15 protein-coding genes are annotated in these 12,776 nt (G+C 36.9%); 3 read left to right on the forward strand and 12 right to left on the reverse strand.

Going from position 1 to position 12,776, the window contains the following annotated elements; genetic code table 11:
• The first annotated feature begins 224 nt into the window (after window positions 1–224).
• Together GMD78_RS04995 and GMD78_RS05000 are read left to right on the forward strand one after the other, a co-directional pair.
• Window positions 225–737: an NTTRR-F1 domain gene (locus GMD78_RS04995; protein ID WP_343042156.1), complete on the forward strand. Its 513-nt coding sequence runs from the start codon at window positions 225–227 to the stop codon at window positions 735–737.
• Between the two features lie 23 nt (window positions 738–760).
• Entirely contained in the window at window positions 761–1,216 is a 456-nt protein-coding gene (locus GMD78_RS05000) for a hypothetical protein (protein ID WP_155667649.1), read from the forward strand.
• Between the two features lie 308 nt (window positions 1,217–1,524).
• On the opposite strand, the gene GMD78_RS05005 is transcribed toward GMD78_RS05000, so the two are convergent.
• From GMD78_RS05005 to GMD78_RS05030, 6 genes are all read right to left on the reverse strand, one after another.
• Window positions 1,525–1,956, reverse strand: a complete 432-nt coding sequence (locus GMD78_RS05005) for a hypothetical protein (protein ID WP_155667650.1) — start codon at window positions 1,954–1,956, stop codon at window positions 1,525–1,527.
• Between the two features lie 19 nt (window positions 1,957–1,975).
• Window positions 1,976–2,437: a hypothetical protein gene (locus GMD78_RS05010; protein ID WP_155667651.1), complete on the reverse strand. Its 462-nt coding sequence runs from the start codon at window positions 2,435–2,437 to the stop codon at window positions 1,976–1,978.
• Window position 2,438: 1 nt separating this feature from the next.
• Window positions 2,439–3,227 (reverse strand): hypothetical protein, encoded by a 789-nt coding sequence (locus GMD78_RS05015; protein ID WP_155667652.1) that lies wholly within the window; start codon window positions 3,225–3,227, stop codon window positions 2,439–2,441.
• A 212-nt stretch (window positions 3,228–3,439) separates the two neighbouring features.
• Window positions 3,440–4,876 (reverse strand): MDR family MFS transporter, encoded by a 1,437-nt coding sequence (locus GMD78_RS05020; protein WP_155667653.1) that lies wholly within the window; start codon window positions 4,874–4,876, stop codon window positions 3,440–3,442.
• Window positions 4,877–5,082: 206 nt separating this feature from the next.
• Window positions 5,083–5,385: a YfzA family protein gene (locus GMD78_RS05025; protein WP_155667654.1), complete on the reverse strand. Its 303-nt coding sequence runs from the start codon at window positions 5,383–5,385 to the stop codon at window positions 5,083–5,085.
• 1 nt (window position 5,386) lies between these two features.
• Window positions 5,387–5,968 carry a P-loop NTPase family protein gene (locus tag GMD78_RS05030; protein WP_343042133.1) on the reverse strand — a complete coding sequence of 194 codons (582 nt, stop codon included), beginning with the start codon at window positions 5,966–5,968 and terminating at the stop codon, window positions 5,387–5,389.
• Between the two features lie 255 nt (window positions 5,969–6,223).
• Here GMD78_RS05030 and GMD78_RS05035 point away from each other — a divergent pair, with 255 nt between their 5' ends.
• Window positions 6,224–6,448, forward strand: coding sequence for a hypothetical protein (locus GMD78_RS05035; protein ID WP_155667655.1), 225 nt, complete (start codon window positions 6,224–6,226; stop codon window positions 6,446–6,448).
• Between the two features lie 294 nt (window positions 6,449–6,742).
• On the opposite strand, the gene qoxD is transcribed toward GMD78_RS05035, so the two are convergent.
• The 6 genes from qoxD to GMD78_RS05065 all read right to left on the reverse strand — a co-directional run bounded on the left by qoxD (window position 6,743) and on the right by GMD78_RS05065 (window position 12,677).
• Window positions 6,743–7,027, reverse strand: a complete 285-nt coding sequence (qoxD, locus tag GMD78_RS05040) for a cytochrome aa3 quinol oxidase subunit IV (RefSeq protein WP_155667656.1) — start codon at window positions 7,025–7,027, stop codon at window positions 6,743–6,745.
• Window position 7,028: 1 nt separating this feature from the next.
• Window positions 7,029–7,625 (reverse strand): cytochrome aa3 quinol oxidase subunit III, encoded by a 597-nt coding sequence (gene qoxC / locus GMD78_RS05045; protein WP_155667657.1) that lies wholly within the window; start codon window positions 7,623–7,625, stop codon window positions 7,029–7,031.
• Entirely contained in the window at window positions 7,622–9,571 is a 1,950-nt protein-coding gene (gene qoxB / locus GMD78_RS05050) for a cytochrome aa3 quinol oxidase subunit I (RefSeq protein WP_155667658.1), read from the reverse strand. Before qoxB ends, qoxC begins: the two co-directional genes overlap by 4 nt.
• 59 nt (window positions 9,572–9,630) lie before the next feature.
• The gene (qoxA, locus tag GMD78_RS05055; RefSeq protein ID WP_155667659.1) at window positions 9,631–10,584 is read right to left on the reverse strand and encodes a cytochrome aa3 quinol oxidase subunit II; all 954 of its coding nucleotides are present in this window, start codon (window positions 10,582–10,584) and stop codon (window positions 9,631–9,633) included.
• Between the two features lie 395 nt (window positions 10,585–10,979).
• Complete coding sequence (locus GMD78_RS05060; RefSeq protein ID WP_155667660.1) at window positions 10,980–11,708, reverse strand: DUF4181 domain-containing protein; 729 nt, start codon at window positions 11,706–11,708, stop codon at window positions 10,980–10,982.
• A gap of 141 nt (window positions 11,709–11,849) precedes the next feature.
• Entirely contained in the window at window positions 11,850–12,677 is an 828-nt protein-coding gene (locus GMD78_RS05065; RefSeq protein WP_155667661.1) for a nuclease-related domain-containing protein, read from the reverse strand.
• Window positions 12,678–12,776 lie beyond the last annotated feature (99 nt).

A 12,776-nucleotide genomic window follows, 5' to 3' on the forward strand; every position in this document is an offset into this window, starting at 1 on the left:
TTTAAAATAGACTATTGAGACATGTAATACTGCACAATTTCTCTTAATTTGTCCTGGTAAAGGGTAGCAGCCTGAACAAGCATACGGATCTGACATAGTATAATCTTGAGTTTCAATACTAGAAAAATCTGGTAGAGAAACAATTTTCATTTGCAAAGGAGCCAATCAATAATCTAATTATAAATGGTAGTTTTGAAACTGGTGACTTTACAGCTTGGGAAACAATCAACGCAAATGTTATTACTGAATATGCTCATTCTGGAAATTATTCAGCTCGACTTGCTAATAGTTCATTTACCGCTTCTGTATCACAAATTGTACCAGCAGAACCAGATACAGGCTATGAGTTATTAGTTTCTCTTGCTAAAAGTAACCTTCAACAAAGTCCAATAATAAATCTCCAAGTACTATTTTTAAATGATATGAACAATGTTCTCGCAGTGGGACTAGAAACGGAGATTGAATATGGTAGTATTTCTGTAGTTTTGGATGATACATGGTTAGAAATATACCAAACAACAGAAATTTCCCCTGCTGGAACCACTCAAGCGCAAGTTATAATTAGTAAGCCTGTAAGTGCATTGACTGCTCCGTTTGTATATATAGACGATATCGCTTTATTGGAAGCAGGTGGTACAGGATCACCTGGACCTACAGGCGCCACCGGGCCTACTGGAGCAACGGGACCTCGGTCGTTACCGGCCCTACAGGGGCTACTGGAACGGGTGGAGGAATAATTACGTTCGCTACAGGTAATACTGTGACACTTGCCTCAAACGCTACTGGGGAATCATCAACCATTTTGGTTTCTGGATTTGGTAATTTTAGCCCTGCTATTTCTATAACAGACGGAAGTACTTTTAGTTTTCCTGCAGGAGATGCATATTCATTTATTATGCCATTTGATAGCATTATCGAAAGCATTTATATGAGTGTAACAAACCTAGCATTTACTCCACCAGCAGGACAAGAGATTTTTCCTTATGTAGCTCTAGCAACAGCACCTTCAGGTAGTAATACTTTCACTTTGATTCCAGAAACTCAAACATTTGTCGATACGCCATATGTTGGAGGTACATCCTATCCAGCCAATACAATCCTATCGGGTTCACTACCTGGTATTGATGTACCCATTTCCGAAGGTACAAGAATTGCTATCGTTTGCGGATTTGAAACTACAGGTTCTCCGTTAGCAGACACCTATTTATTTTATTAAACAGGAGGTATTTCCTTAAGCTAATAAAAAAGCAAGGATATACTTTGCTAAAGCTGTAGTTGATTATTCATAACCAGCAAAAAAATCCACTTATATTTAAAGTATTAGCAAATATATTAATACTAAAAGGCTCGGTCAAATCCGAGCCTTTTTTTCCCTTTACTGAAAGTTAAAAGTTGTTCCCAAGTTATATGGACTTTTCATTTAGAAAACTTGCCTTATGCAAAATTGCACTTATGATGGATAGGAAAATTTATTCTTTCCTACCTGCCACCCAGGAAGTAAATACCTTCTCCCATTACAATATCTCACCTAACATAATAATAATGCCACCTTAAAAACGGAAAAATTAGTATATAAAAAATAGATGAATACCACAAATTCCAACCAGTATATGTTATATAGTCAAAATACACAGCTGTCCACTCAAAGAAAATAGTAAATGCTGTCCAGAGTACCCAATACGCGATAAAACGGGAAAAACTATCCGGCATATAATTTAGAAATAGAATTCCAAATATAGGAGCTGTAAGAAACTTAATCAACATTACCCCAAAATCAAACTGTCTATCTCCTGCAAAATAATATAACTCCATAATATTCCACAGAATTAAATCAGCTACTAGTTCGATACAAATAATCGTAACCCAAACATTGTAGATAGTGCGCCGTTCCATATGTTTGGTTATCACCAAATAAACCAATAAAATGATTCCAGTAATAACATACATGTAAATCATAAGGCTACCCCTTCCCTATTTACACTTCAATTCTAGCAACTCCCAATGCAAGGTGATCCCATAGTATTTTTTCCACCTTTTCCGCTTGTTCTTTAGGACACTCAATCACTAAAACCACTTCTGATTTTTTACCTCTTAATATTCTTTTTCTTTTATGGAGAACTTTATAAATAAACAAATCAATAAGAAAACCGACAAGGAATCCAATCGTACCTGCAATCAGCCCCCAATAGATCGGTCCCCATTCCAACACAAACCCAATGCTCGTGCCAATGACCGAAAATGCCACTGCGATAGCTGCTCCTTTATCAAACAAGCTGATACCGTCTGAACGGTGAAGCGTATCAAACAATTTTCGTTCCTCTGTGCGATTATTCATTGGAACAGCCATAATTTGATGTTGATCAATTCCTATTTCTTTTAAAACGGAAAGGACTAGCTCCAAATAGGAGGAATGTTCAAAAGTGGAAAAAATTTGCATGTTAATTCACCTCATGATGAGCAGGGATTTTCACACGGTATTGTTGGTAATTCTTTTTCAAAAACTTCCTCTGTTCGCTTTCAAATAACTTATTATTTTCTACCGTATTGACATAAGAGTCGTATACAGCAAATCCATATATGGAAGGTAAAAAGAGTAACCAAAAAGGATCTAAGGCTTCTGTCGCTAGATTAATCTGCCCTAAAAAAAGATGGTGAACAGCTTTAAGAAGCCCTGAAAAATAAACATATATAATAAACCACGATGTCACGAAAATAGCCGTTATAATTCGATGAATATACAGTTGCCCTAACCCAGGCGTTAGTAGCGACCAAATGACTGCCATAAACGGTCTTCGTTTGTCAAGGTAATTAATTTCCATCCCTGTAATATTAAAAGAAGTATAATCAGCATTTTCCCGTTCGGCCAGTAAGTATACTTTATTCAAATCGACAGATGTTCGATAACTATCCCATATCGCGTATATATAAACTGGCAGATATAACAGTAACCACCTAGGATCTAATACACTCTTCGCCATTTCTATATTTCCTGTAAAGGAATAGAAAATACCGAGATTTAAGTTTGACATTATATTAATAAACATTTCCCATAGGAACAAAGCAAATCCCCTGAGGTATTTGGACAAAAGGAGATGTCCAAACCCCGGAAACGCTGCAGACCACCAAGCAATAATATACGGATTACGTAAATGTAATTGCGTCGTTCCAAGCGTGCTTACATACGCCTTAAAACGACGTTCTTGGTTTGTTGATGAATAATTCTTCATGATTGTCTCTCCTACAGAAGTCAAATGATAACCTTCAATTAGTCTGCTATATTCTGCTAAAAAATATCCAAATCCCCCATATTTTCACTAGAAAACTCGGCATTCACCAAGCCTTTATGGTGAATGCCGAGTTGCACTTACGCAAAATCGGTCTGCCCAAAAAAAGCAACCGCTTTTGCTATAGCGATTACTTCTAGCGTCATTTATTCGATTTAATTATTTCCACTTTCATCATAATCCGGAGAAACAGCCCTGCGAATAAATAGCGCAACAACAAAAGCAATACAAGCGAGTGTTAACGCAAACCAATAAGCATGATGAACACCTAATGTCATCGCTTCATTCATAGTTTCTTGCGTAATTGGACCAGATACTTCTTGTAAATATGAATTTTCACCGTGTGTCATAATACTTACAAACACAGATACCCCTAATGCACCTGCGACAGGCTGCAATGTATTCGAGATCGCTGTTCCATGTGGATATAAACGTTTCGGCAATTCATTTAATGCATTGGTTTGAGACGGCATCATAATTGCAGATATAGACACCATCAATAAGATATAAACAAGGATGAACGCCCAAATTGGTACAGAAGGGGAAATATTGCTAAAGAAGATCATCACTCCAATGATCACAATCGTTCCCGGAATAATCAGCTTCCTAGGTCCAAATTTATCAAACAACGTCCCCATCACCGGTGACATCATTCCATTTAAGATCGCTCCAGGTAACAGCAATAACCCTGTCAGTTTAGCCGAATAGCCAAGTGGTCCTTGTAAGTACATAGGCATGACAATCTCAGAGGCAAACATGGCCATGATAACTATAACAAATATAATAATTCCTCTTGTGTAATTTTTATATTTGAACACACGGACATCTAATAATGGTTCCTCTAGCTTCAATTGGCGGATAACAAATAACACCAAGCTCAGCAAACTGACCGCAATGATCATGATGATATTCGTAGAGAAAAGTCCTGCCGATTCATGTCCTGCACTACTAAACCCGTAAACGATCCCACCAATCCCAATTGATGAAAATACTATAGAAATCACATCTACTTTCGGACGTGTCACTTCCCCTACATTCTCTAAGTATTTCCACGCAAATAAAATAGAAAATAATGCAAACGGGATAACCAAAATAAATAACCAACGCCAGCCTAATAAGTCAACAATAACTCCAGACAATGTTGGTCCAATTGCAGGAGCAAACATGATCACTAATCCAAACGTTCCCATAATCTTCCCGCGAACCTCAGGTCGATACAGTAATAATAAGGTATTCATAATGACTGGAATCAATAGTCCCGTGCCAACTGCCTGAATCATTCGTCCAACCAATAACATAGGAAAATTAATCGCACATGCAGCAATCGTTGTTCCAATTAAAAAAATCGTCATTACACTAATAAACATTCTTCGTGTTGTAAACCACTGAATTAATAAGGCAGAGATCGGCATTAAAACACCCATCACTAACATGAACCCTGTCGCCATCCATTGTACCGTTGGTCGCCCTACATCAAACACGTTCATTAACTCGGTTAAAGCTATATTCAATAACGTTTCATTCAGTATGGCAAAAAACGCACCAATCATGAACGTTATTAATATCAACTTAGAATTTATTTTTACTTCCATCTGTATTCCTCCAACCTACTTAACCTGTAGTATTACTACTGAAGTCAACAGTATACCTCAATTAAGAAGCTCTGTCATGTTAATAATTTGTAAATAATCATGTCAGGTGATTGATTGGAATTTTCAACAAAAAAGAAGCCCCAAATCTATTAACGGCTTCTTTTAAACGTAACTGGTATGGAATTAACAGCAACATCTTCACATCATCATAAAAATTCACCATTATAGGGCTTCTCCCTCCTTGACAGAAAGTGACTGGCAACAGTAACTAGACCATGGATGAATAAAAACAACCCCCATAATGCTGTAACACCATTTAACTGCTGACTATCATATAGTTGAACATATTGTGTTAGTAGATTTAGGTTAACCACCACCCATTCCCCACCAGGATTCAGGTTAAAAATATGCCAACCAGTATAGCCATCAAATAGTAAGAAAGCAAGTTGAGCAACAACGAAAATGATAATATGGATAATCAAGCCACGAAATGTTTTCCTTATCTTCAATTTATTTACTTTTTTTCTGGTTCTTTAGACATTTCATTTCCCCCTCCCAATTTATCTCGTTTTCCCTTTTTATATGGTCTATAAAAGAAGCGATAGCCTTTTTACTCTTTAAGGTAATAATAACTTTTTTAGAACCGACTGATTGAAGTGACTGAAATCGTTTGTCCATGTTTTTCTTTCGAGGATAATAAGTCGTATAGATAAATTTAATAAAGTCCCAATCTAGTTTTTCCTTACACCCTTTTCCCATATCAGGTCGTGTCTTTCCTATGTTCCTTAACCATCTCTTTACAACACGAAACATACAAATGTAGAGTGGTAGTTCTAAATAAATAATCGTATCCGCATGTTTAGCGCGAATCTCAAGTGTACTGCTGTAATTTCCTTCAATAATCCATTGACGCTGATTGACAATTTCTTGCTGCGCGTTAGAAAATTCCTCTAATGATGCTTCGATCCAGTTCGGCTTCCAATAAAAAGCATCTAAATGATAAACATTTAAATGTAAGGCAGCTCCTAATTTCCGTGCAAATGTTGACTTCCCTACACCAGCAGAAACCCCCAATACCATAATTCGTTCCACACCGTCACCCTCTTAACCGTATTTTTACCACATGCTCTGCAATAGAATCAATTTTACAGTAATCATAACATGATTACTAATATTCAGAAAAGTGAAGAGGAATAGACCCATTCTCCTATCAGATAAGGAAAATCCATTTCACGAATCCCCCCTTTCATTTGTCAAGTTGTTTATACAAATTTCAAAAAATGTTAAATTAAATTTGACAAATTTGTGTACGGATTGAATAATATACTATAAGGAGGATTGATGATCATGCAATCTAATCCACGGATCTTACATGTAACGAAGTATGTTTGTGTACCAATATTAGTAGTTGGAGTTATTTTATTTTTCTATGGATTTGTAAACGATTTCGCCAACATAGTTGGAATTGGCTACGGTACCATTATGGGTGGAGTGTTTATTTTTATTATGGGATTATTTTTAGTAGCAACTGAAGAGGTATTGGAACGGAATAAGAACGAAAATAACTCGTAACGAAACCGGAATGAGGGGCCACTAAATCAGCTCGACAGACCCTACCTCTAAAAGGAAAATTTCCAAGACTACAAAACTGAAACTAGGTTGTTTAAATCAAAAAAATCCGTACTATCCTTCGAAATTCTAAAGTAGAATTTGAATTAGTACGGATTTCTTCTGTCTAATCTAAAATGAATATTCACAACAACATTAGAAGTGAATCCTCGTTCCGTTATTTTACTCAATTGCGCTTATTAAAGGGACCGCCAAAACAGTCGGCATGAATCTTCGTTCCGTTATTAGTATTAATTTTTACATATACCCCCACACCATTGCCAATAAAGAACCAAATACGGTAAACAATGCAATAATAATCCCGTACAGTGTACTAGTATAAATAGCACTTTTATCTTCGCTTTCTCCAGCATGCATAAATACGACTAACTGAACGGTAGCTTGAACGAATGCTGTTATGAGAAGAATGGTCATCCCTAACTCAAATGACAGATCCATGAAATACACGCTAAGTGCAATAACCGTAAGCAGCAAGGAGAATATAAAGCCATTTACTTGTTTCAAAGGAAATAATTCTTTCATATTACATCATTCCTTTCAAATAAACGAAGCTGAAGATAAAGATCCAAACCACGTCTAGAAAGTGCCAATACAATGAGAAAATAAATGATTTATTTGCCGTTTCTGGAGTTAATCCACGCTTTCTGATTTGCAGGATAATGAATAATCCCCAGAAAAGCCCAAACGTGACGTGTGCACCATGTGTTCCTAATGTGGTTAACAGGATGGCAGTAAACGCACTTGTCTGAAGTGTTGCACCCACGTGATAGTAATGGGTAAATTCATATATTTCAATGCCAAGGAATGCAGCTCCAAGCAGTAGCGTAATGCCTAAGAACACAAGCATCGCTTTGGTACGTTGGATACGCATCGCATGAATGGCAAGCCCAATCGTAAAACTACTTGTCAACAGGATAAACGTTTCGAATAAAACAGGTGTGATCCCAAAAATTTCTGCTCCTGCTGGGCCACTTCCGATTCGATCCTCATAAACAAAATAAGAAGTAAATAAGGTTGCAAAAAGCATAATTTCTGCACCAAGGAATATCCAGAACCCAAGGATATTCATCTTATTTTGTTCGGTGCTATATTCAAGAGGCTGCGAGTGATCTATCTTCATTTCTTAGCACCTCCAAATTTTTCTTCTGTCTCTTTTACTTCCTTCACTGGGATATGATATCCATCGTCTTTCTCAAACGAACGGTAAGCCATACAAGCTAAAATACCTATGCCTGAAAGGATGACACCAGCCCAAATAAAGAAGACAAATGAGAAACCAAAGATAAAGAATAATCCGGCCATAATAATTGGTAATCCACTATTATTTGGCATATGAATATCTTTTAAATCATCCTTAAATAACTGATATCCATGTTTCTTGGAATCCCAGAACGCCTGTGATGAATCAACTTGCGGTGTAATTGCAAAGTTATACTCTGGAACAGGGTTATGTGTTGCCCATTCCAACGTACGTGCGTTCCATGGATCATCTCCAACATTTCGAGGAGCATGACGAAAGCTATAATATACGTTATATACAATTAGGACAAAACCGATAGCCATAATTCCAGCACCTAGGAACGACAGCATATTTAACGGACCAAACCCAGTTGCTTCCGAATACGTGTACATACGACGAGCCTGACCATCTAAACCAGTGATATACATTGGGAAGAATGCTAAACAAAATCCGATGGCAAGATTCCAAAATGCCCATTTTCCGATCCGTTCATTAAGCATAAACCCGAACATTTTTGGCCACCAGTAGGTAAGTCCAGCTAACATAGCAAAGACAACTCCTGGAATAATTACGTTGTGGAAGTGAGCTACCAAGAACATTGTATTATGGTATTGGTAGTCCGCACTCGCCATAGCAAGCATAACCCCAGTAACCCCACCAATCGTAAATAGTGGAATAAACGCTACGGAGTAGAGCATTGGAACGGTAAACGTAATCTTCCCTTTCCACATCGTCAGAAGCCAGTTAAAGATTTTTATCCCCGTCGGCACAGCAATAGCCATTGTCGTAATGGAGAAAATACTATTTGTTAGTGCCCCGTGTCCCATGGTAAAGAAATGGTGTACCCACACTAAGAAGGATAACAGCGATATGATGGCCATCGAACTCACCATCGAATTGTATCCATACAAATTACGTCGTGAGAAGGTAGAAATAATCTCACTGTATATACCAAATGCCGGTAAAATTAAAATGTACACTTCCGGATGGCCCCAAACCCAAAATAGGTTGGCCCACATCATGTCCATCCCACCATTTACAGATGTAAAGAAGTTCGTTCCAAACTGACGGTCGAATGTCCCCATTAGAAGTGCAATCGTTAAGACAGGAAAAGCAAATACAATAATAATGTTTGTGATCAGAGCAGACCATGTAAACATTGGCATTTTCATTAATTTCATGCCTGGTGCTCTCATTTTAAGGATGGTAACAATAAAGTTAATCCCAGTCATTAGCGTACCGATCCCAGAAATCTGTAATGCCCAATTATAGTAGTTGACGCCTACAGAGGTACTAAAATCAGTACTTGCCAGTGGATAATAATTCGTCCATCCTGCATCAGGTGATCCACCAATAACAAAGGAAATATTAAAAAGCATTGCCCCGGCAAAATATAACCAGAAGCTAATCGCGTTCAAGCGTGGAAATGCTACATCCCGTGCTCCAATTTGAAGCGGAACGACAAAGTTCATTAATCCAATAACAAACGCCATTGCCATAAAGAATATCATGACAACCCCGTGCGTTGTAAAAACTTCATTATAATGCTGCGCATCTAAAAACGCGTTATCTGGAACCGAGGTTTGCAAACGCATCATAACGGCGTCTGCACCACCACGGAAAAGCATCAGCAAAGCAGAAATGATATACATAATTCCGATTCGCTTGTGATCAACGGTTGTTAACCATTCCCGCCATAGATATCCCCACTTTTTGAAATACGTAATACCTAAGATAATTGCCATGACGGTAAGACCAATCGCAACCATTGATGCATAAATCAATGGACTGGGATGTGGCACGGCGAATCTATCAAAAAATTCCATGTTCCTTACTCCTTTCGAGGTACCGTAATTTAGTCAATCTAGTTGTCTCAAACTCGACCTTATTCGTGACTGTCATGATTATCATGCTCCCCATGATCATGATGTTCATGATCTTCATGGTCGGAATATTCGTGCTCCATATGGGATGGTGATTCGGATTCACTTGGTCCATGATTGTGTCCACCATGTTCTCCCTCAGGAGGTGGTAAGAAATCTAAATGTGTTCCTGTAAATGTCATTTGCCCAAGATGTCCTGGTTCTAATAATCTATCAAACTCATCTTCTGTGAGAGGTTCTGCAGTAGCATGGATCTCATCTATCCATGTATCAAATTCCTCTTGTGACATGGCAGTAACATTGAATATGTTTTCGGCAAACCCCTCCCCGCTGAAGTTTGCATTACGTCCCATATATTCTCCAGGCACTTCCGCTGCTAGATGTAAGGTAGTTACCATATCAGCCATGGCGTATTTTTGCCCAGCAAGCTGTGGTACCCAAAAACTAGTAATCGGTCCAAATGAATAGAGCTTAAACTCGACCGGACGATCCGTCGGTATAAATACATAGTTTACTGTTTCAATGTCTTCTTCCGGATAACTGAAATGCCACTTCCAGTTTGAAGATGAAGCATAAATCACTAGTGGTTCCTGGTCCTCATATCCTTTAGGCACTGATTCAACTTCATACGTTGATTTCACCGATACAACAGAAAGGAAAATGATGATTAACACAGGGATCCCAACGATAATTCCTTCCACAATATGATTTCCTTCAATGTGTGGAGGTTCATAATCTTCACTTTGCTTCGAAGCTCGATACTTAAATAAAATAATCACTAAAAGTGTAAAAACAACAATGACAATAACTGCCATGGTTGCGATGGATAGCCAAATAACATTTGCTGTCGTCTCCGCTTGTGGACCTTTTGGATCCAAAACGAGAACCGGTTCACAACCTATTAGCACTGTGGATATAGTGAAAACTAGCGATAACAATGCCCATTTGAATTTCATGTCGTTACTCCTCTCCAAAAGTTGCCTATATATACTGTTCTTCTAAATTATTTCTATCTTGATTTTTATATACTATTATTCTCACAGGAGAAAAACAATAGTTTGAGAAATATTTCACAAATTCTTCAATAAGGTGTGTATATTTTATGGACGTATAGTAAAAATTTACACAATAGTTGTGAAGAGTGGATCGATTTTGTGGGATGGTGGATCGACTTTAGTGGGTTGTAGATCAATTTTGGTGGGTGGTGGATCGACTTTGGTGGGGAGTGGATCAACTTTTGGTGGGGATTCATGAAGAAAAACACTTCCATGTTTGTTCACTCTAATGAACTGGAAGTGTTTTTATAAGAGTTCAGGGAAACTGTGGGCAAAATCACATATTGTTCAACAAACTATTCCCAATCTATCTCAATCTCTTCTAGCATTCTATAAAGATCATTGTCACCTACAACTTTATAATCTTCAAAATCAATGCTCAAATAATCCTCATATACTGCGATGTAATAAAACTCGCTTTCCCTAATATATAAACCATAGTGACTATCCCGTTTGTCAAAACCAAACAAGCTATTTCTAACTTCAACCTGAGACAGTTCAGAAAGTATTTCATCAATCAGTTTCTTATCTTCCAAGTATGTTTTACGGCTATACATCATTTCCTCTTCTTTCCAAGCATCATTTTCTATTTCCAATTGTTCGATAAGCTCAGGGTTAAACGTTTCATAATCTTGTAGGACATCATCAACCGTTTTTGTTGGTAAGGTGAATATCATAAAACCCACCAAAATGACTAAAGAGGCTGTCATCCAGACCAAACTAATCATATAATCATTCTCTTCGCGTTCATGTTTATACTCCATATAAGCACTAAACCCATTTTGAATGATGATCAGAATAATACATATTAAGATATAGTTCTCCGCAGCATAAGAAAAAACAAATGCTCCGATTACGCTCAAGGCAATAAAAAGTATGAGTATTCGATTTACCCATTTGTGGGTGTTGTTTATTGGTGGGTACCGATGACCAGTGTCGTACGTATATTTATTTCTTATGTAACGAGCCATAATAGATGTAACGATAAAAACTAGCAAAATAAAAAGGAGAAGAAAATCAAACATCTAGTAACCCCCTTAGAAATACGTCCAATAGTTTAGTTGATAATCTTTTAGAAAGCGGTATCATTCCACCTTGTAATTCCTTTTCACATTTAGTACATTCATGAACTGGGGTCAAAATCTTTCAGTTACTAACTTTATAACCTAACACTTATCATTTAATTTCTGATGATCATAACAATATATCTTGCCGTTAAACTTTTTATTAGATAAACAATATATAGCAACCTTTTGCGACACTGCTTGATTGCATACCACACATTTCGAATTATTTATTATTCCGTTATTAGTTTTCTTCTTTTCTTTAATTCTAGTAGTGTGAGCCTCTCTGGCTTTTGGATCGATAATGTTTGCTTTCATTAAAGCATTAAAAATTGCCAATTGATCTTTTTCCGTCAGTAATGGCTCTTTATGTTTCATTTTTAAAATAGATACTTTTCTATTTATAGATTCGATTAGGTAAATATCATAGATTACTAGTTCATCTGAATGGATATCTCTGAGTTCGAAGTCAATTTTTAACGTACAACGTTTGGTAAACGAGACAATGGATATAAACTTTTCGTGATATTTTTTATCGATATACTTTTTTAGTGCCTCTATGTGACCATAGTTTTGAATGATTGGACTCAACATCTTAAACTTTCCATTAACAAGCCACGTTTTTCGATCCTTTCCGCCATAAATTGTTCCCTGATAATTCTTTGTTTCAATTCCAAAAATACCATATGGAGTAATTACAAGATGGTCTATTTGAGAGTAACTAGATATAGACTTTGGATTTTCGATCATTATGTCGTTTAGGTATCTGTACTCTTTTGGGAGTTGAGAGAGTTGGATATCTATTTTATATTCTCCAATTTCTCCTTTTCTGGCTGCGACTTTTGGGTTGTCATGTTTCTTCTTGTAACTATCAATATATTGATTATTCTTAGACGCTTTTTCCTTTTTCTTAAATAAGTTAAACAGCATGAATTTTCTCCTTATTTTTTCTCATTACTATTCAATAATAATATCGGTTCTAAATAGGAAAAACATAATAGTAATAGTGAAATCTAAGAAAATCATGTG

Origin of the sequence: Ornithinibacillus caprae (genome assembly GCF_009728145.1) — a bacterium.
Lineage (GTDB): Bacteria > Bacillota > Bacilli > Bacillales > Amphibacillaceae > Ornithinibacillus > Ornithinibacillus caprae.

Bases quoted from the DNA above. Each gene is read 5' to 3' on its own strand.
- GMD78_RS05010 (WP_155667651.1), bottom strand. From the start codon at position 2,437: ATGCAAATTTTTTCCACTTTTGAACATTCCTCCTATTTGGAGCTAGTC.
- GMD78_RS05065 (WP_155667661.1), bottom strand. From the start codon at position 12,677: ATGCTGTTTAACTTATTTAAGAAAAAGGAAAAAGCGTCTAAGAATAAT.
- qoxD (WP_155667656.1), bottom strand. From the start codon at position 7,027: ATGAAAGAATTATTTCCTTTGAAACAAGTAAATGGCTTTATATTCTCC.
- qoxA (WP_155667659.1), bottom strand. From the start codon at position 10,584: ATGAAATTCAAATGGGCATTGTTATCGCTAGTTTTCACTATATCCACA.
- GMD78_RS05060 (WP_155667660.1), bottom strand. From the start codon at position 11,708: ATGTTTGATTTTCTTCTCCTTTTTATTTTGCTAGTTTTTATCGTTACA.
- GMD78_RS05020 (WP_155667653.1), bottom strand. From the start codon at position 4,876: ATGGAAGTAAAAATAAATTCTAAGTTGATATTAATAACGTTCATGATT.
- GMD78_RS05035 (WP_155667655.1), top strand. From the start codon at position 6,224: ATGCAATCTAATCCACGGATCTTACATGTAACGAAGTATGTTTGTGTA.
- GMD78_RS05005 (WP_155667650.1), bottom strand. From the start codon at position 1,956: ATGATTTACATGTATGTTATTACTGGAATCATTTTATTGGTTTATTTG.
- qoxB (WP_155667658.1), bottom strand. From the start codon at position 9,571: ATGGAATTTTTTGATAGATTCGCCGTGCCACATCCCAGTCCATTGATT.
- qoxC (WP_155667657.1), bottom strand. From the start codon at position 7,625: ATGAAGATAGATCACTCGCAGCCTCTTGAATATAGCACCGAACAAAAT.
- GMD78_RS05015 (WP_155667652.1), bottom strand. From the start codon at position 3,227: ATGAAGAATTATTCATCAACAAACCAAGAACGTCGTTTTAAGGCGTAT.